17 protein-coding genes and 2 tRNA genes are annotated in these 16720 nt (G+C 66.4%); 8 read left to right on the forward strand and 11 right to left on the reverse strand.

The window, feature by feature from the left end; genetic code table 11:
- Position 1: 1 nt before the first annotated feature.
- Positions 2–970 (reverse strand): tRNA (adenosine(37)-N6)-dimethylallyltransferase MiaA, encoded by a 969-nt coding sequence (gene miaA / locus B4K74_RS04210; RefSeq protein ID WP_286691881.1) that lies wholly within the window; start codon positions 968–970, stop codon positions 2–4.
- Between miaA and B4K74_RS04215 the strand changes: the two genes are divergently transcribed.
- Together B4K74_RS04215 and B4K74_RS04220 are read left to right on the forward strand one after the other, a co-directional pair.
- Entirely contained in the window at positions 948–2024 is a 1077-nt protein-coding gene (locus B4K74_RS04215; protein WP_286691882.1) for an Mrp/NBP35 family ATP-binding protein, read from the forward strand. The two genes, miaA and B4K74_RS04215, sit on opposite strands and share 23 nt — an antisense overlap.
- An 81-nt stretch (positions 2025–2105) precedes the next feature.
- Positions 2106–3203 carry an NADH:flavin oxidoreductase gene (locus B4K74_RS04220; RefSeq protein ID WP_286691883.1) on the forward strand — a complete coding sequence of 366 codons (1098 nt, stop codon included), beginning with the start codon at positions 2106–2108 and terminating at the stop codon, positions 3201–3203.
- A 109-nt stretch (positions 3204–3312) separates the two neighbouring features.
- Here B4K74_RS04220 and B4K74_RS04225 read toward each other — a convergent pair whose 3' ends face one another.
- The 5 genes from B4K74_RS04225 to B4K74_RS04245 all read right to left on the reverse strand — a co-directional run bounded on the left by B4K74_RS04225 (position 3313) and on the right by B4K74_RS04245 (position 6855).
- Complete coding sequence (locus B4K74_RS04225) at positions 3313–3831, reverse strand: dihydrofolate reductase (RefSeq protein WP_286691884.1); 519 nt, start codon at positions 3829–3831, stop codon at positions 3313–3315.
- Positions 3828–4130, reverse strand: a complete 303-nt coding sequence (locus B4K74_RS04230) for a phosphoribosyl-ATP pyrophosphohydrolase (protein ID WP_286691885.1) — start codon at positions 4128–4130, stop codon at positions 3828–3830. The genes B4K74_RS04225 and B4K74_RS04230 overlap by 4 nt, the downstream gene beginning before the upstream one ends.
- 2 nt (positions 4131–4132) lie before the next feature.
- A complete protein-coding gene (locus B4K74_RS04235; protein WP_286691886.1) occupies positions 4133–4981 on the reverse strand; it encodes a nucleotide-binding protein in 849 nt (282 codons plus the stop codon).
- Complete coding sequence (locus tag B4K74_RS04240) at positions 4978–5835, reverse strand: thymidylate synthase (protein ID WP_286691887.1); 858 nt, start codon at positions 5833–5835, stop codon at positions 4978–4980. The genes B4K74_RS04235 and B4K74_RS04240 overlap by 4 nt, the downstream gene beginning before the upstream one ends.
- Before the next feature lie 477 nt (positions 5836–6312).
- The gene (locus B4K74_RS04245) at positions 6313–6855 is read right to left on the reverse strand and encodes a DUF924 family protein (protein ID WP_286691888.1); all 543 of its coding nucleotides are present in this window, start codon (positions 6853–6855) and stop codon (positions 6313–6315) included.
- Between the two features lie 22 nt (positions 6856–6877).
- Between B4K74_RS04245 and ilvC the strand changes: the two genes are divergently transcribed.
- Complete coding sequence (gene ilvC, locus B4K74_RS04250) at positions 6878–7870, forward strand: ketol-acid reductoisomerase (protein ID WP_183211062.1); 993 nt, start codon at positions 6878–6880, stop codon at positions 7868–7870.
- Positions 7871–7928: 58 nt separating this feature from the next.
- Here the strand turns inward: ilvC and B4K74_RS04255 are convergent.
- Positions 7929–8005: transfer RNA gene (locus B4K74_RS04255), tRNA-Pro, on the reverse strand.
- Positions 8006–8180: 175 nt separating this feature from the next.
- Between B4K74_RS04255 and B4K74_RS04260 the strand changes: the two genes are divergently transcribed.
- Together B4K74_RS04260 and B4K74_RS04265 are read left to right on the forward strand one after the other, a co-directional pair.
- Positions 8181–8254 (forward strand) — tRNA-Gln (locus B4K74_RS04260).
- 99 nt (positions 8255–8353) lie between these two features.
- Complete coding sequence (locus B4K74_RS04265; protein WP_286691890.1) at positions 8354–8803, forward strand: surface-adhesin E family protein; 450 nt, start codon at positions 8354–8356, stop codon at positions 8801–8803.
- 3 nt (positions 8804–8806) lie between these two features.
- On the opposite strand, the gene B4K74_RS04270 is transcribed toward B4K74_RS04265, so the two are convergent.
- On the reverse strand, positions 8807–9409 hold the full coding sequence (locus B4K74_RS04270; RefSeq protein WP_286691891.1) for a hypothetical protein: 603 nt from the start codon (positions 9407–9409) through the stop codon (positions 8807–8809).
- A 138-nt stretch (positions 9410–9547) separates the two neighbouring features.
- On the opposite strand from B4K74_RS04270, the gene B4K74_RS04275 reads away from it, so the two are divergent.
- Positions 9548–10015 (forward strand): response regulator, encoded by a 468-nt coding sequence (locus tag B4K74_RS04275; RefSeq protein WP_286691892.1) that lies wholly within the window; start codon positions 9548–9550, stop codon positions 10013–10015.
- A gap of 14 nt (positions 10016–10029) precedes the next feature.
- Here the strand turns inward: B4K74_RS04275 and B4K74_RS04280 are convergent, their stop codons facing one another.
- Complete coding sequence (locus B4K74_RS04280; RefSeq protein WP_286691893.1) at positions 10030–12249, reverse strand: S9 family peptidase; 2220 nt, start codon at positions 12247–12249, stop codon at positions 10030–10032.
- A gap of 91 nt (positions 12250–12340) precedes the next feature.
- Positions 12341–14125 carry an acyl-CoA dehydrogenase gene (locus B4K74_RS04285; RefSeq protein WP_286691894.1) on the reverse strand — a complete coding sequence of 595 codons (1785 nt, stop codon included), beginning with the start codon at positions 14123–14125 and terminating at the stop codon, positions 12341–12343.
- 104 nt (positions 14126–14229) lie between these two features.
- Between B4K74_RS04285 and B4K74_RS04290 the strand changes: the two genes are divergently transcribed.
- Positions 14230–14772, forward strand: a complete 543-nt coding sequence (locus B4K74_RS04290) for a cytochrome b (protein WP_286691895.1) — start codon at positions 14230–14232, stop codon at positions 14770–14772.
- Entirely contained in the window at positions 14769–15689 is a 921-nt protein-coding gene (locus B4K74_RS04295) for an L-threonylcarbamoyladenylate synthase (RefSeq protein ID WP_286691896.1), read from the forward strand. The genes B4K74_RS04290 and B4K74_RS04295 overlap by 4 nt, the downstream gene beginning before the upstream one ends.
- On the opposite strand, the gene B4K74_RS04300 is transcribed toward B4K74_RS04295, so the two are convergent.
- Positions 15686–16720, reverse strand: a complete 1035-nt coding sequence (locus B4K74_RS04300) for a patatin-like phospholipase family protein (RefSeq protein ID WP_286691897.1) — start codon at positions 16718–16720, stop codon at positions 15686–15688. The genes B4K74_RS04295 and B4K74_RS04300 overlap by 4 nt on opposite strands.

The following is a 16720-nucleotide window of genomic DNA, read 5'->3' on the forward strand; positions in this document are numbered from 1 at the left end:
GTCAGACCCGGTCCCAGTCCGGCATCTGGTTCCTGAACCAGGTCAGCTGGCGTTTGGCATAGTTGCGAGTGGCCTGCCGCATCTGATCCAGCGCGGCCTCCCGCGAGGTCTCGGCGCGCAGGTGGGCGGCCAGTTCGCGCACGCCGACGGCCTTCATCACCGGCAGGGCAGGGGACAGGCCTTGGTCCATCAGGGCCCGCACCTCATCCAGCGCCCCCCGCTCCAGCATCACCGCGCAGCGGGCGTCGCAGGCGGCGTAGAGGGCCTCTCGCGGCGGCAGGATCAGCTGCCCGGTCCAGCTTTCGGGCGTCAGGATCGGGCGGGTGTCGGCCTGCCAGTCCGACAGGGCGCGTCCGGTGTGCGTGGCCACCGCCATGGCCCGGATCAGGCGTTGGCGGTCGTTGTCCTCGATCCGGGCTGCGGCTTCAGCATCCAACTCCGCCAGCCACCGCCGGAACGCCTCTTCACCCATGCGATCATAGTCGGACTCGACGGTCTGTCGCACCGCCTCGGGCACCGGCGGGATATCGGCCAGCCCCTTGGTCAGGGCGGTGAAATACAGCCCCGTGCCGCCCACCAGCACGGCGGGCCACCCGTCGAGCTCGTCCAGCAGGTCCTGCACCGCCCGCACCCAACGCCCGACCGACCAGGGGTCGTCGCCGGCTGCCACGCCGTACAGCCGGTGCTCGGCCCGCACCTCTTCCTCGGCATCCGGCCGGGCGCTCAGCACGCGCAGCTCGGCATACAGCTGCTGGCTGTCGGCATTGATGATCACCGCCCCGGTCCGTTCGGCGAGGTCCAGCGCCCGCGCCGACTTGCCCGAGGCGGTCGGCCCCCCGATCAGGGTCAGTCTGGCAGGCTCGCCCTGGGACAAATGGAACCTCGCGCCGATGCGGTCAGGGGGATAGAAGGCCCGGTAAACCCCCTCGCGCGCCCAGGAGCAAGCCGTGCCCGACAGACAGGCCGTCATCGATCTGCTGAACCGTCTGACCGATCCGGTCACCGGCGGCGGCCTGATGGACGGCGGCAAGGTCAAGGGTCTGGTGGTGGCCGAGGATCGCGCGGGCTTTGTGCTCGAGGTCGATCAGGCCGAGGTTGCCCGCTATGCCCCCGTCCGCGATCAGGCCGAGGCGGCGCTGAAGGCCCTGCCGGGCATCACCCGCGTGTCTGTGATCCTGACGGCCGAGACCACGCCCGCGCCCGCGCGCCGCACCGCCGGTCTGTCGAAGGCCGCGGTCGATCAGGGCCGGGCCAGGGCCCCCGTGCCCACTGACCGCCCTGACCATGTGCGCCGCGTCATCGCCGTCGGCAGCGGCAAGGGCGGGGTCGGCAAGTCGACCGTCGCCGTCAACCTGGCCATTGCCTTGTCGCAACAGGGGCTGCGCGTCGGCATCCTCGACGCCGATGTCTATGGCCCGTCCCTGCCGACCATGCTCGGCATCTCGGGCAAGCCTGAGTATGTCGAGGGCAAGATGGAGCCGCACCGCGTGCACGGTCTTGCGGCCATGTCGGTCGGCCTGCTGACCGAAGCCTCCGACGCAATGATCTGGCGCGGTCCCATGGCGTCTCAGGCCCTGACCCAGATGCTGACCCAGACCCGCTGGGGCACAGCCGAGGTCCCGCTCGATGTGCTGGTCGTTGACCTGCCGCCCGGCACCGGCGACGTTCACCTCAGCCTGATCCAGAAGACCCCGCTGGACGGCGCGATCATCGTCACTACCCCGCAGGAGGTCGCCCTCGCCGACGCCCGCCGCGCCCACCGGCTGTTCGAAAAGGTCGGCACGCCGGTCCTCGGTCTGGTCCAGACCATGAGCGGTGACATCTTCGGCACCGAAGGCGGCCCGGCCGAGGCGGCCCGCTTAGGGATCCCCGTCCTCGGCGACATCCCGCTGGACGCCGCCGTCCGTCAGGCCGGCGATGCGGGCCGTCCCCTGACCCTCGACAGCCCGGATGGGGAGGCCGGTCGCCGCTTCGCCGATCTGGCCCGCGCCGTCGCCGACACCCTCAATCTCAAGGCGTCTTGAGAAAAATCGCCGGGAAGGGTTTTCAAACGCAACGCTAATCGCCACCTTGCCGGTTCCAGTCACACGAACCGCGAGCCTGCCATGTCCGTCGATGCCCTGTTCCAGCCCTTCCAGATCAAGTCGCTGAAACTGCCCAACCGCATCGTCATGGCGCCCATGACCCGGTCCTTCTCACCGGGCGGCATACCGACCGAGGACGTCGCCGGGTATTACCGCAGGCGTGCCGAGGGCGACGTCGGCCTGATCATCACCGAGGGCACGGTCGTCGAGCGCCCCGCCGCCCGCAATGACGCCAATGTCCCCGTCTTCCACGGCGAGGCCCTGCCCGAATGGAAGAAGGTGGTGGACGAGGTCCACGCCGCCGGCGGCCTGATCGCGCCGCAAATCTGGCACGTCGGCTCGGCCCGCGGCCAGGGGGCGGACTGGACGCCGCTCGGCAAGGTCGACAGCCCGTCCGGCATGACCACCCCCGGCAACCGCAAGCTGGAGCCGATGACCGAGGAGGACATCGCCGACACCATCGCCGCCTTCGGTCGCTCGGCCAAGGCCGCCCGCGAGCTGGGCTTTGACGCGGTCGAGATCCACGGCGCCCACGGCTATCTGATCGATCAGTTCTTCTGGAGCGGCCTGAACGACCGCAACGACCGCTGGGGCGGCCCGACCATCGCCGACCGCGCCCGCTTCGGCGCCGAAGTCGTCAAGGCGGTGCGCGAGGGCATCGGCGAGGACATGGCCCTGATCCTGCGCATCTCCCAGTGGAAGTCGCACGACTTCGCCGCCAGGAACGGCCACGATCCCGATGAGTTGGCCCAGTGGCTGGCCCCGCTGTCGGAGGCGGGCGTCGACGTCTTCCACGGCTCGCAGCGCCGCTTCTGGGAGCCCGAGTTCGAAGGCTCGGACCTCAATTTCGCCGGCTGGATCAAGAAGCTGACCGGCAAGCCCACCATCACCGTCGGCTCGGTCGGACTGGACGGCGAGTTCATCGCGGCCTTTGGCGGCGCCGGCTCAAAGCCCGCTTCGCTGGACGGCCTGATCGACCGGCTGGAGCGCGAGGAGTTTGACCTGGTCGCCGTCGGACGCGCCCTGCTGGCCGACCCTTACTGGGTGCAGAAAATCCGCGACGGCCGCCTCGACGAGCTCAAGGATTTCGAACGCAGCGCGTTGGCGACGCTCAGCTAGGAAGCGGTGAATAGTGAGTGGTGAGTGGTGAGTGGTGAGTGGTGAGTAGAAATCAGTACAGCCAGACGTTCGCGGCTCTACTCACGACTCACTAATACTACTCACCCTCTCACCGCCTCCGATCCAGCACCCGAAACACATAGGGGTGGTCGTCCTTCTCGCCCGCATCATGCGCCTCGGACGCCACCTCGACAAAGGCCGCCTCGTCAAAGGCCGGAAACAGGGTGTCGCCCTCGGGCTCGGCCTCGACCTCGGTCAGGTACAGCCGGTCGGCCCGGTCCAGCACCGCCTCATACAGCTGCGCCCCGCCGATCACGCAGATCTCGTCGACGCCGTCCTCGCGCGCCTGTTCCCGCGCCATCTCCAGCGCCTCGGGCAGGCTGGTACAGACGACCGCCCCGGTCGCCTCAAAGCTCTCATCGCGGGTCAGCACCAGATTCAACCGCCCGGGCAGGGGCTTGAGCGGCAGGCTCTCCCACGTCGCCCGCCCCATCAGACACGGCTTGCCCATCGTCACGGCCTTGAACCGCTGCAGATCGCCGCGCAGCCGCCAGGGCAGATCGCCCTTCATCCCGATCACGCCATTCCGCGCCCGGGCCGCGACGAGGGACAGGCGAGGGCGGATCATGCGGGGGCCTTTTCAAGCCAGTGCAGCCATTTCCGCTGCATGGCGGCTTCCAGATCGATGCCCGCGCTGTCGCAATAGATCAGCAGCATGCCCAGCACATCCGCCGCCTCATCGCCCAGCTTTGACGTATCCGCCTTACCCCGCGCCCGCCCGCTCATCCGCAGATGCTCGGCCGTCAGCTCGCCCAGCTCCTCCTGCAGCTTCAGCAGCGCCCAGTCGCGGTCACGGTCGATCCCGTGCTCGGCCGCATAGATGTCGGAGATGCGCAGGACGTCGGCGGTCAGATCGTTCAGCTTCATTGTCAATCTTGATGCCATTGCTGAACGAGTTGGGCGAGGGGTGGCAGGGGATGCCAAGCTTCCGCAGGGTCGGCGCCTGCCGGGACGAAATAGGTGTAAGCCGCCGCCCATACCGCAGTCATGGCTTCTGCGAATGTGGCCCGCGCGATATTTTCGTCGACAGACCCGGTCAGCACACCATGCGCGGCACTGTTCAGGAAACTGTATATCTCGGACAGCGACTTGGTGGTTTCTCCCGCTTCATCGTCCGCCATATGCCCTGGAACTCCCGCTCGCAGATATTCGCGCATGCCGAGAATCGGTTCGGAATTCCATGCCGTCACCAAGCCTTGCGCAAGCTCGACCGGTGTAGCCAGTCGTTCAGTTTGGTAAGACAGGTCCTGCGGCTGGGGAGGCGCGATGGACCGTATCGCCTGTCTGATCTTGTTGGATGCAGGGCCCAGTGCGGCCCGCAGATTCCTGTCACTTCGGTCCGCCACATATCTCAAGGGCTCCACGCCGATCAGATCCGAGGGCAAATGCAAGTCTTCACCGAACGGGACCACGTAAAAGCATCGATTGGGCCCCAGGGCCCCCACGAAGAGGCCTAACTCGAAAATGACATTGTCGCGCGCGGCGGGGAAAGTCTGGCCACGCATCTGGACTATGTCATCAGGCGTAAAGACAAAGATCGCGAATTCCGCCCGATCACAGAATTTCAGCAGGTCAACCAATGCGGCGCTGGACGGCTGGAACACGCCCTGCGACCAGACGGTGGGTTCACAATCGAACTCAAGATTTTCTTGGATGGCATAGGCGACATCCAGTGCCTCCACCGATGATCCGATGAACAGCGGCGGCCGACGGATCACTTCGAAACCTTGGCCGCGATATGGGGGTGGGCCCTATAGTCGCTGATGACGATGTCGGCGAGCTCAAACTCGGTCAGAGCATGCACCCGCCGGCCGAAGGTCAGGCGAGGGAAGTCCATGGGTTCCCGGGTCACCTGAAGCCGGGCCTGATCCAGATGATCCAGATACAGATGCGCGTCGCCAAAAGTGTGAATGAACTCACCAGGCGCGTAGCCCGTCACTTCACACAACATATGGGTCAGCAGCGCATAGCTGGCGATGTTGAACGGCACGCCGAGGAAGATGTCGGCCGAGCGCTGGTACAGCTGGCAGCTCAGCTTGCCGTCCGCGACGAAGAACTGGAACAGGCAGTGACAGGGCGGCAGGGCCATGTCGTCGACATCGGCCGGGTTCCAGGCCGTGACGATGTGGCGGCGGCTGTTGGGATTGGTGCGGATGCTCTCGACCACCTTCTCGATCTGGTCGATCACCCGGCCGTCCGGCGCGGTCCAGCTGCGCCACTGCTTGCCATAGACGGGGCCCAGCTCGCCCTCGGCATCGGCCCATTCGTCCCAGATGCGGACGCCATTGTCCTTCAGCCAGCGGATATTGGTCTCGCCGCGCAGGAACCACAGCAGCTCGACGATGATCGACCGGGTGTGCAGCTTCTTGGTCGTCAGAAGCGGAAACCCCTTCGACAGATCAAAGCGGATCTGCCGCCCGAACACACCCAGCGTGCCCGTGCCCGTCCGGTCCCCGCGCTGGACGCCATTGTCCAGAATGTCCCGCAGCAGGTTCAGATATTGATATTCGGGATGCGCGGGATCGACCGCCGGTCCGGCATGGTCGGTCAGGATCGGGGCGAGCGCGTTCATCGCATCACTCTGCCCGATTCGCGCGCGCGCGGCAGGTCTGCCGAATCAGCATCCACAGAAAACTGGGCGTCGCGGCGCCCTTCTCCACTCGGGGGAGAAGGTGTCAGGCTGAGCCTGACGGATGAGGGGGAGGTTGGCTGCGGGCGAACGAGCCGACGGTCTGGCACCCTCACGCCCCCTCATCCGAGCCGCTTACGCAGCCCACCTTCTCCCCCGAGGGGCGAAGGAACGCTGAGCCCGGCCGCACCAGTATGAAACTCGCCAGCCAATTCCCGAATGCCTTCAACACCCTTGTCGCTTCCTGGACCGTTCTGCCCCCCCTGGTCCCCGCCGCACCCATACTGTCCGGTTGCCGAATGCCTGGCCGATGGAGGTGCCCGCATTTCAGACGGTTCAGACTATTCAGACGGTTCAGACGGTGTTTTCGGTACCCGCAGTTCAGACCATCCAGACCATTCAGACGGTATTTTGCTCGCGCTACCCCCCGAACCCGCCCTCATCCAGAAACGCCTGCTCCTCGGCCGTGGTCTCCCGACCCAGCGCAGCGTTGCGGTGCGGGAAGCGGCCGAAGCGGACGATGATGTCGCGGTGGATTTCGCCCCATTTGCGCAGGTCGGCGTTATCCCCGGCCAGTTCCAGATACCGGTCCTGGTCCTCCAGCCGCTCGGAATGCTCGAAGGGCAGCAGGATGAAATTCCGCAGGTCGGGGGCCACGGCGCGATCATACTCCCGCGCCACGGCGTCCCGGGCCAAACTCAGCGCCAGCGGGTCGGTCGCGAACTGGTGCGCCGTGTCGCGAAACGCATTCCGGGGCAGTTGGTCCAGCAAGATGATCAGCGCCAGCGCCCCCTCCGCCGTCTCCATCCACCCGTCCAGCTCGCGCCGCGCCCCGGCCATGTGCGCCTCCAGAAACCGGTCCTTGAAGGCGGCATCGAACGCCTCGTCCTTGGCGAACCACTTGCCAGGGCCTGCCTCTTTCCAGAAGGCGATCACGTCAGAAGGGGTTATGTCTTGGGTCATGACCCAGACCCTATCCTCCCCGCTGCCCGTTTTCCACGACCGTGATTGTGACCTGTCCATCATCCGCGGCAAACGCGTCGCCGTGATCGGCTATGGCAGTCAGGGGCGTACCCATGCGCTGAACCTGCGCGATTCGGGGGTTGCCGACATCGTCGTGGGCCTGAAGGCCGGATCGAAGACCCGGGCGGTGGCCGAGGCGGACGGCTTTGAGGTCATGACCGCCGGCGAGGCCACGGTCGGGGCCGATGTCGTGGCCATCATGGTCTCGGACGAGGCGCACCGCGATCTGTGGGCCGACGAGATTGAACCGGCCATCAAGCCGGGCGCCGCCCTGATCTTCGCCCACGGCCTGTCGGTGCGGTTCGGTCTGGTCCAGCCGCGCGCGGATCTGGATGTGATTCTGGCCTCGCCGAAGGGCATCGGGCCGCGTATCCGCGACCTCTATGAAGAGGGGCAGGGGGTCTTCTGCCTGTTCGGCGTGCATCAGGATGCCTCGGGCAAGGCCCATGCCCTGGGCCTGTCCTATACTGCGGCGCTGGGCTGTGGGCGCAAGGGTATTATCGAGACCACCTTTGCCGCCGAGTGCGAGAGCGACCTGTTCGGCGAGCAGGTGGTGCTGTGCGGCGGGGTCAAGGATCTGGTCGATGGCGCCTTCACGAAGCTGGTCGAGGCCGGCTATCCGCCCGAGGTCGCCTGGTTTGAATGCTTCTATGAGCTGAAGCTGGTCACCGATCTGATGTTCGAAAAGGGCATCGCCGGGGCCTTTGGCCGGATCTCGAACACCGCCGAATACGGCGCCTATCTGACCGGGCCGCGCGTGCTGGGCGAGGCGTCAAAGGCGGCCATGGACGAGGTGCTGGCCGAGGTCCGCTCGGGTGCCTTCGTGCGCACGCTGATGGCAGACTATGACGCGGGCTCTCCCGACCTGCTGGCGCGCAGGAAGGCCTTGGGCGAGCGGCCGATCGAGGCCGTGGGGCGGCACCTCGCCGAGGTGGCTGGCAGATTTAAGGAGTAGGGAGGGGGCAGGGGCCGGAAAGCCCCAGATCAGCGCCCGGGTCGCGCTGCAGATAAAATGGTCGGAGTGAGAGGATTCGAACCTCCGACCCCTGCGTCCCGAACGCAGTGCTCTACCAGGCTGAGCCACACTCCGACTTGAGGAGGGGGCTTATACCGAGGCCGGACAGCCCCCGCAAGCCGGGATCGCGGCTATTTCTCAGGAAGGGAGAAACCGCTGCAAAGAAGCGAAAAGGGGGTGTTGCATCGCCCGCGACCTTGGCGTATCTCGGCGCCTCTCGCGAGCCTGTCTCGCGACGCACCGGCCCTGCTGGGGAATGGTGTAATGGTAACACTCCGGTTTTTGGTACCGTCATTCTAGGTTCGAGTCCTAGTTCCCCAGCCACCGCCTCCGGGCCCGCCTCGATCAGATTTCATCAGGATGCCGCGCTCGACGGCCCGCCCATCCTGAGGCAGGCTGGGCTCCTCATCGGGAGAGGCCAACATGTTCAAATCCATCGGTATTGCAGCGACCCTGGCGGTCATGGGGGCAACCCCCGTGCTGGCCCAGAGCTGGGAAGCGGTGTCATCGTCCGACTCGGCTGTGGCGGCGATCGACTGGAGTTCGATCACCATCAACGGTAACCGCCGCGAGGTGACCTTCGCCATGGTCTCGCTGGTCCCGGACGCCGTGCCGTTCGACTACGCCGTCTCGACCATCAACATGGACTGCTCACAGCTGCGCTACGCTACGCTCCGATCCAGCTTCTACGATCGTTCGGGGACCAGCGTGATCGACGATTTCGTCGGCGACGGCTCCTGGACCGCTCTGGCTGAGGGCACGATCATGGGGGATGTGCGTCGCGAGGTCTGCGCCAGCGATTCCTCGCGCACCGGCGCGTTCACGAGCGCCCAGCAGTTCGCGACCAACGCCTGGCGCATTGTGGAACAGTAGGCCCTACTGCAACTGACGCGCTGTAAGGGGCAGGTGGACCTTCACGGTCAGCCCGCCCCGTTGCGGCTCTGAGGCGGTAGCCTGACCGCCCAGCAGGGCCACCAACCCCTCCACCAAGGCCATGCTCTCGGCGTGGACCGCGTCGTCGCCGGCCGGTGTCGTCGCGCTGACGACCATGCTGATTTCGGTCGCGGAGGCCGCAAACGCCACGGCAGCGGCCTGACCGACCGCGCCCGGCTCGTAATGCCGTACGACCTCGCCCATGATCTCATGCAGGACGAGGGCAAGCGGCAGGTGCAGATTGTCCGGCAGGGCGGGAACCTCACCGTTCACCGACAGTTTCAATCCACGCGACTCGCACAGCCTCGTCCAGAAGCTGAGGGTCTCTTCCATATAGGTGCCGAAGTCCGGAGCTCCGGATCGCGTGCCCCGCTCAACCATCAGGCTCATGGCGCTGACCAGGTCGCTGACCCAGTTCATGTGCCGCCGCCCTTCGGGATCGGTCACGCCGCGCAAGCGGATGGAAATGAGCGTCTGGATGAGCCTCAGTTCACGCGTCGACGCCGGTTGCGCCCCGTCCAGAGGATCGATTGCTGATACGCCCATTTGATACCCGAAAGACACGCCCCGACCGGGTGAATAGCAAAGGTCGAACCAATCCGATACAGGTGCGTTCCAAGTGTACGCAATCGGACAATTGCGGTCTTTGGTCTGTGACGCCGCCCTGTTCAGCGGTGCGTGGTAGTGCTGTTGAACCTTAACCAGCCCAAAGAGATCAAGGTTATGGTCGTCGAGGACCAGCCCATCCTGGCGATGGAGCTGGAACTGATGCTGTCCGACCACGACTGCGAGGTCGTAGGGCTGGCCATGGATCAGGCCAGCGCGCTCATGCTCGCCCGACGGCACACGCCCGACCTCGCCCTGGTCGACGTCAACCTTCTGGATGGACTGACCGGGCCGCAGATCGCCCGTGAGTTGGTGGAGCGCCACGGCGTGGCTGTGGTCTTCATGACCGCCAACCCCGAGCAGATCCCTGAGGGCTTTGCCGGCGCGCTCGGCGTGGTCTGCAAGCCGTTCGACGAATCGACCCTGCGCGATGTGGTCGACTTCGCCTGCCGCTTCAGGACGTCCGGGGACATCTCGTGCCCGCCCCGGCGCCTGAAGCTGGCCCCCTGGCTAAGGACCCCACCGGGGGATATCGCCCCGCACTAGGAGGGGCCAGGCGCTCAGGCCGTTTCCCAGCCCTTGTCGATCGCCCAGATGGCGAAGGCATAGTCGTGGGCGACTTCCTTCAGATAGTCGAAGCGCCCCGACGACCCCGCGTGGCCGGCCTCCATGTTGATCTTCAGCAGAACCGGCTTGCCCGAGGTGGTGGCCGGACGCAGGCGGGCGACCCATTTCTCGGGCTCCCAATAGGTCACGCGCGGGTCGGAAAGGCCGCCGGTGGCCAGCACCGCCGGATAGGCCTTGGCCTCGATGTTGTCATAGGGGCTGTAGCTGGCGATGTAGTCGTAGGCTTCGGCATCCTCGAGCGGATTGCCCCATTCGGGCCATTCCGGCGGGGTCAGCGGCAGGCTGACGTCGCTCATGGTGTTGATGACGTCGACGAACGGCACCTGGCCGATCACTCCGGCCCACAGGTCGGGCCGCATATTGTTGACGGCGCCCATCAGCAAGCCACCGGCGGAGCCGCCCTGGGCCACGATGTGCCCGGCCTTGCCGTGTCCGGTCGAGATCAGGTGCTCGGCGGCGGCGATGAAGTCGGTGAAGGTGTTCTTCTTGGTGAAGCGGCGGGCATCGAGGAACCAGCCCCAGCCCTTGTCAGAGCCCCCGCGCACATGGGCGATGGCATAGATCCAGCCCCGATCAACCAGCGACAGCCGGTTGGTGGAGAAGCTGGCCGACATGGGGATGCCATAGGAGCCGTAGCCGTAGAGCAGCAGCGGGGCCGAGCCGTTCACCGGCGTCGTCTTGCGGCGGACGATGGTGACGGGCACCAGCTGGCCGTCGCTGGCCGGGGCATTCAGCCGCTCGACGACATAGTCGGCCGCGTTGTGGCCCGAGGGGATCTCCTGAACCTTGCGGAGTTTCCGCTCCCGCGTCGCCAGATCATAATCATAGGTCGAGGTCGGGGTGGACGGTGAGTTATAGCCATAGCGCATGACCGTGGTGTCGAACTCGGATGCCCCGGCCAGATTGAGCGCATAGGCGGGCTCGTCGACGGCGATCTCATGCTCGGCGCCCGCGCGGTCGCGGATCACGATCCGGGTGTTGGCATCGGCGCGCTCCTGGCGGGCGATGAAGTCCTTCACCAGCGAAATGCCCTCGATGTAGCGGCCCGGCGTGTGGGGGATCAGGTCTGTCCAGCTGGCCTTGCCCGGCGACCCGGTCGGGGCCTCACAGACCTTGAAGTCGATCGAGTCGTCGGCATTGGTGTGAATGACCCAGCGATCACCCCAGTGGTCGGCGTCATACTTGCGGGCGACCTCGCGCGGCTCAACGACTCGCGGCGTGGCGGTGATGTCGTCGGCGGGAATGTAGCGGGTCTCGGAGGTTTCCTGATTGCCGATGCCGATGATCATGAAGCGGTCATCGGACGTGCGCCCGACGCCGATGAACATGCCCTCATCCTCTTCCTCATAGACCAGGGTGATGTCGCCACCGCGCGCCGGGCGTCGGAAGATCTTGTCCGGACGGCCGTTGTCGTTGCGGTTGGTCCAGAAAATCCACTGGCTGTCCGGCGAGAAGGTCAGGCCGCCCGAGGCCGACTCGATCGGCTCGCCCACCAGTTCGCCGGTCGCCAGATCCTTTACGTAGATGCGGTAGACTTCGGACCCCTGCGCGTCCTCGGAATAGCCGAACAGGGCGTGGTCGGGGGTCCAGGCGGTGTCGCCGACGTCGGAATAGGCCTTGCCCTCGGCCAGCGCGTTGGCGTCCAAAAGCTCCTGAACGGTGATGACCGGCATCAGTCCCGGTCGCGCGTCCCGTTCGGCCTGGGTCGGCATGCGGGTGCGGCGCATGTAGCGCGGGTGCTGATCGCCGGTTTTGTACTCGGTGTAATACTCCCATGGACCGTCAGGAGAGGGGACCGAGCTGTCTGCTTCCTTGATGCGGCCCTTCATCTCCTCGAACATCGTGGCCTGCAGCGGCTCGGTCGAGGCCAGCATGGCTTCGCGATAAGCGTTCTCGGCGGTGAGGTGCTCCTTGACGTCGGCCTTGATCAGGGTCGGGTCGCGCAGCACCGCCTGCCAATTGTCGTCCTTCATCCACTGGTACTCGTCCACCCGGGTGCGGCCCAGCTGTTCGATGGTGACCGGGATCTTCTTGGCGACGGGGGGGACGGGCATGTTGGAGAGGGCGCCTTTCGCAGAGCGGGCAAGGGTCGGGGAGGCGGCGGCCGCAAGGGCGGTGGCGGCGGTGGACGCGATCATCTGCCGACGGTTCATGACAGGCTCCAGAGAAGGGCGGAAATCGGAATGCGGCACCATGATCCGCGCCGCGCCGGGGCGTCAAATGAACTAACGGCCATGATGGGGTTCAGGGGGCCAGAACCGCCGGGGTCATGCGCAGCAGCAGGTCACCGCCCTGGCCGATGGCGGCCAGACGGCTCGACACATGGCCGAGCACATTGGCGGCATAGACTTCGTACAGGGTGATACGGCCGTCCAGCCAGTCGGCGTCCCCCTCGCCATTGGTTTTGAGCGTCTGGGCCGCCAGGGCGCCGCGCGCGAGGAACCAGCCGCCGATGACATCGCCCATGAGCTTCAGATAGGCGTCGGCCGCAGTCAGTACATCGGCGGTGCCATCTTCGGCCGCCTTGCGATCCAGCAGCCACAGGGTGGCGTCCTCGACTGCCGACAAGGCGTTGGCCATCCGCTCGACCGGCTTGCCGTCATAGAGGGCCGCAAGAGGAGTCAGGACCGTCTTCATCTCCTCTATCAGCAGGCGCGCCGAGGCCCCACCGTCCTGCGACAGCTTGCGGCCAACCAGATCCATGGCCTGGATGCCATTGGTGCCCTCATAGATCGGGGCGATGCGGGCATCGCGGTAGTATTGGGCCGCGCCCGTCTCCTCGATGAAGCCCATGCCGCCGTGGATCTGGATGCCCATCGAGGCGACCTCGACCCCCATGTCGGTTGACCAGGCCTTGGCGATCGGCGTCAGCAGGTCCTCGCGGCCCTTCCACTGGCGGGCGACATCCGGATCGGCCGAGCTACGGGCCAGATCGGCGGCCATGCCGGTCGCCAGACAGATAGCGCGCCCGGCGGCGATCCGGGCCTTCATGACCGACAGGGTGCGGCGCACATCGGGGTGGTCGAGGATCGGGGCCGAGGCCTCGCCGGTCCAGACCGACCGGCCCTGACGGCGGTCCGTGGCATAGGCCAGGGCGTGCTGATAGGCGCGCTCGGCGATGCCCACACCCTCGACGCCCACGGCCACGCGGGCGGCGTTCATCATGGTGAACATATGGGCCAGCCCCTCATTGGGACGGCCGACCAGTTCGGCGGTGGCGCCTTCATAGGCCATGACACAGGTGGGCGAGGCGTGGATGCCCAGCTTGTGTTCGACCCCGACCGGGCGGAAGGCGTTGCGTTCGCCCCGCGAGCCGTCGGCGTTCAGCAGGTATTTGGGCGCCAGGAACAGGCTGATGCCCTTGGGGCCCGGGGGCGCATCGGGCAGGCGGGCGAGGACCATGTGGACGATATTGTCCGTCATGTCGTGGTCGCCCCAGGTGATGTAGATTTTCTGGCCGTTGAGGCTGTAGGTGCCGTCGCCCTTGGGCGTTGCTGTGGCCGTCAGGGCGCCGAGGTCCGAGCCGGCATTGGGCTCGGTCAGGACCATGGCCCCGGTCCATTCGCCGGAGATCAGCTTTTCGAGATAGGTGGTCTTCTGGGCCTCGGTGCCGTGGGCCTCCAGCGCCTCGATGGCCGCCAGCGACAGCATGGGACACAGGCCAAAGGCCATATTGGCCGAGTGCACGGTCTCGAACGCGGCCAGCTCCAGCGCCTTGGGCAGGCCCTGACCGCCGTGCGCCGTCGGGGCGGCCAGCCCCATCCAGCCCCCCTCGATGAAGGTGCGATAGGCCTCGCCAAAGCCCGGCGCGGGAATCACCCCGTCGCCTTCCAGCTTCGAGCCCGCGCGGTCCCCGGACACGTTCAGGGGCGCCAGGGTGCCCTCGGAGACCTGACCGGCGGCCTCGAGCACAGCATCGACCACATCGGCGTCAAGGTCGGGATAGGCCCCGGTGGCCTGAAGGTCCTCAAGGCCGAGGACGTGCTTCAGGGTGAAACCCAGGTCGCGAAGCGGGGCGCGGTAACTCATTGGGACTCCCTTGATCGAACAGGTAGCGATACGATTGCGCCGACACTTGGCCGGGATCGCTGGATTTGCCAAGTTTGGTCCACTGCCGTCACGGAAGGGAAGTCATGGCTGAGCCCCGGAATCGCTACTCGCAGGTCTCGCTGATCCTCCACTGGTTGATCGCCGTGCTGGTGATCGGTCAGATCGCCCTGATCATGCTTAATGATGCGACCGAGGGCGGGCCGTGGATGGGCCTTCACAAGTCGGTCGGCCTGTCGATTCTGGTCCTGACCCTTGTGAGGCTGGGCTGGCGGATCGCCAATCCGGCCATCCCCCTTCCGGCCGAAATGCCCCGCTGGCAAAGGCTATTGGCCCGGGCGACCCATGTGCTGTTCTACGTCGTGCTGATCGGTATGCCGCTGGGCGGCTGGGCGGCGTCCTCGGCGGCCGGTCGCGATATAGCGTGGTTCGGCCTGTTCAACTGGCCGCTGCTGCCGATCTCCGGCGGGCGCGAGGTCGCGGGCCAATTCATGGATGCGCATGAAATGGGCGCCAAGCTGCTGTACGTCCTGCTGGCCCTGCACATCCTTGGGGCGCTGAAGCACCACTTCGTCGACCGTGACAATGTGCTGCACCGGATGCTGCCCTTCATCTCCCGCCGACCGTGAGTGATCGGGTTGCGGAGGCCGCAGCGGCCCTGTCGCGCGGTGATCTGGTGCTGCTGCCGACCGAGACGGTCTATGGGCTGGCCGCCGATGCGGCGAATGCCGAGGCGGTGGCCCGGATCTTTGCCGCCAAGGGCCGCCCGCGCTTCAACCCCCTGATCGCCCATGTGGACAGCGCCCTGGCCGCCGCGCGGGTGGGTGTGATGACGCCGATTGCCGAGGCTCTCGCCGCGCGCTTCTGGCCTGGTCCGCTGACGCTCGTGCTGCAGGCCCTGCCGGACAGTTCGGTCTGTGACCTCGCGCGGGCGGGGCTGGACAGTGTGGCGGTGCGGGTACCTGGACATCCGCTGGCCCGGGGCGTCATAGAGGCATTCGGCGGCCCCGTCGTCGCCCCCTCGGCCAACCGGTCGGGGCGGCCCAGTCCGACAACGTATCGCGATGCCGTCGAGGAGACCGGTGCGGCAACCGCGGTTGCGCTGGACGGCGGAGGCTGCATGGTCGGGCTGGAGAGCACCGTCGTGTCGCTGCTGAGGGATCGTCCCCGGCTGCTGCGTCCGGGCAGCGTCACGCGTGCAGACCTCGAGGCCGTGATCGGCCCGCTGGAGGCCGACGCGGGCGAGGGGCACCGGTCGCCCGGGCGTCTGACCCTGCACTATGCGCCCGACGCGCCGGTCCGGATCGAGGCCGCAGATGCCGCTCCGGGCGAGATCCTGCTGGGCTTCGGCCCCGGCGTCGGCGATTCGCGCTGGAGCCTCAGTCCCTCAGGCGATCTGACCGAGGCGGCTGCGCGCCTGTTCCGCCTGTTGCGCGAGGCCGACCGTGAGCATCCAACCGGGATTGCCGTGTCGCCGATTCCCGACACGGGGCTGGGTGAAGCCATCAACGACCGCTTGCGCCGGGCTGCAGGGTTCGTCGGTTAGAGGAAACGAGCCTTGAGATCGACGCTGGGCGTCCTGCCGACGTGGGCCAGACAGTCGCTGATCCAGACGTCCGCCGCTGCCCGGCCCTTGTCCTTCAGCCGGTTGAGGAAGGTCCATTCCGTGTCGAATTTCGACCGTAGCGGCAGGTCCGACAGATGGGTGTCAGCCTCGATGGCGTGCATCCGCAGCTTGCGATAGCCGTCGTCGCCGGTCTGGTTCAGCCGCCCGGCCTCAATCAGGTCCTGAACGAAGGCGACGGCCCGCAGTTCGGCCACCAGCGGGGCGTTGAAGACGATCTCGTTCAGACGATCCATGATCACATCGGCGTCCCGGGGCGTCTCGTCCCGCTGGAACGGGTTGAGCGGCAGCAGCAGGATATCATCGGGGGTCGAGGCATAGAACAGCGGCCACAGCGGCGGATTGGCCAGATAGCCCCCGTCCCAATAGGGCTCGCCCTCGATCTCGACCGCCTGGAACAGGTGCGGCAGACAGGCCGAGGCCAGCAGCACATCCGCGGTCAGTTCGGCATTGTCGAACAGACGAACGCGGCCCTGTTTGACCGCCGTCGTGGCCACGAACAGCTGGATGTCAGATCCCCGGACTGCCTCGAAATCGACGACCGCGTCCAGAACTCGTCGAAGAGGATTGAGGTTGAACGGATTGAATTGATAGGGCGACATGGTCATCGCCAGGCTTTCGGCGGACCGCCACAGCGGCGTATCCTTCATCCAGGCCGGGCTGAAGGTTGCGCTCCAGATCGAGCTGTCGCCAAAGACGTTGCGGCCACCGGACAGATTGATCTCGCGCCACAGCTTGTCCAACGCCTTCCGGGCCCCGTCGAAGCCTCCAGCCTCGAGACCGGAAATCAGCGCGGCGGCGTTCATGGCACCGGCCGAGGCGCAGGTCACGGCGCGGTAATCCAGCGCCTCAGTCTCCAGCAACCGGTCCAGCACACCCCACTGGAAGGCCCCATGCGAGCCTCCGCCCTGCAGGGCCAGGCAGACCGGCGGAGGAGGGGCCTTGCGCGCCAT

This window comes from Brevundimonas sp. UBA2503, from assembly GCF_002341485.1.
GTDB lineage: Bacteria > Pseudomonadota > Alphaproteobacteria > Caulobacterales > Caulobacteraceae > Brevundimonas > Brevundimonas halotolerans.